Raw genomic sequence first — 1054 nt, forward strand, 5'->3', positions numbered from 1 at the left:
GCGGGTGCAAAGGTAAAGGCTTTATTTTTAACTACCAAACTTTTTCGGAAGTTTTTTTATTTTTTCTTTTTACTCATTTCTCAGACTCTCTATGCGAAAGGGAAAGAATGTATAAAAGAAAAACAAAGGCCGTTTTCTTTGCGAATCGGACTGCAAAGATAAGAACTTTATTTATTATACTCCAAAACTTTTTGGAAGTTTTTTTGTTCTTTTCTTTAAGCGCAATCTCGCTTTTTCACTATGTCAATTCTGCAAGGCTTTCTTCTCTTGGAAAGCGGGTGCAAAAGTACGCCCTTTTGGTATACAATCCAAATATATTAAACTATTTTTTCGAAGTTTTTTTGAAAGAATCTGCTAAAGCGCTGAAAGATAATGATGTTGTAGAACATATTTTTTTATCATAAGTGGATTGCGGGCGGAAACGGTACACATGGGACACATTATTATATCACACGCGGGCGCGTAGGCGCACGAAAGAGAGAAAAAGATGCAGAAGAAAGAAATAACAAAATTACAGTCGAATTACAGATGAGAAAAGACAACAGGAAGAAAGAGACAAGAAGACAATATAGAAGGAAAGCAAGAAAATGAACCAAATGTAAAAAGAATACTAGGGATATACCACAAAGGGAAATTACAAAAGGAGATTATTAAAGAGGATTATTAAAGAGGATGGATTAATTGGAATGGTTAATTGGGCATGACTAATAGAGTAATTAACAGGATATATAGAAAAATATTATAAAAGCAAGAGAATTTATTGTCAACCGTTAGAATACTTGTTCTAAGCAGTCTAACGGTTGACTATTCCATATGTATATGCCGGATAAATACTGAGTGGATACAGATCAGATTCTATATACAAAATCAGAATATCATTCTTTTTTAGGATTCTCGATCCGCAGGCTGACAAGTTCAACCCACTTCTTTATGCCCAAATCAAAGCCGCCTTTTTCTAATAGATGAAGGGCGCCCGCATAATGAAGGGCAGTTTCCTCCCTACTACAGTTGATCTTACAAGACAACTCACCCAGATAATACTCCAGGCGAGCCA

1 protein-coding gene is annotated in these 1054 nt (G+C 35.4%); it reads left to right on the forward strand.

Annotated elements, in window-relative coordinates; all coding sequences use genetic code 11:
* A partial coding sequence (locus tag HMPREF0106_RS00105) for a hypothetical protein (RefSeq protein ID WP_232286806.1) occupies nucleotides 1–404 on the forward strand: 404 nt, incomplete at its 5' end.
* Nucleotides 405–1054: the final 650 nt, after the last annotated feature.

The organism is Bacteroides sp. D22, from assembly GCF_000163675.1.
GTDB classification, from domain to species: Bacteria; Bacteroidota; Bacteroidia; order Bacteroidales; family Bacteroidaceae; genus Bacteroides; species Bacteroides xylanisolvens.